The organism is Saccharothrix sp. NRRL B-16348 (assembly GCF_001280085.1).
GTDB lineage: Bacteria > Actinomycetota > Actinomycetes > Mycobacteriales > Pseudonocardiaceae > Actinosynnema.
Window position 1 is genome coordinate 1 of record NZ_LGED01000094.1, and the last position, 530, is coordinate 530.

Below are 530 nucleotides of genomic sequence, written 5' to 3' on the forward strand. Positions count from 1 at the left end.
GTCGCGGACCTTGTCCACGAACTGCGGATCGTTGGACAGCTTGAACGTGTCGACCTGGTGCGGCTTGAGGTTGAACGCCTTCCAGATCCGCCCGACCGTCGAGCGCGACAGCCCGCTCTCGGCCGCCATCGACGCGCGCGACCAGTGCGTGGCATCGACCGGCGTCCGCTCCAGCGTGGCCACCACCACCTGCTCGACCCGCTCGTCGGTGATCTTCCGCGGGGCGCCGGGACGCTGCTCGTCGACCAGCCCTTCAAGCCGCCGCTCCAGGAACCGGCGTCGCCACTTGCCCACCGTCTGCGGCCAGATCCCCAACTCGGCCGCGACATCCTGGTTGGACTTGCCGTCGGCGCAGCCCAGCACGATCCGGCACCGCTGCGCCAACGCCTGCGACGACTTCGCCCGCCGCGCCCAACGTGCCAGCGTCTCGCGTTCCTCGTCCGTCAACACCACCACGGCCACCGGCCGACCCCTACGAGCCACCCGACAACCCTACAATTCATCAACGAACTTCAGACGCAGGACACTAG

1 protein-coding gene is annotated in these 530 nt (G+C 68.5%); it reads right to left on the reverse strand.

Going from position 1 to position 530, the window contains the following annotated elements:
• Window positions 1–483 (reverse strand): IS630 family transposase (locus ADK67_RS11025; RefSeq protein ID WP_157620117.1); only part of this gene is annotated, 483 nt, incomplete at its 3' end.
• Window positions 484–530 lie beyond the last annotated feature (47 nt).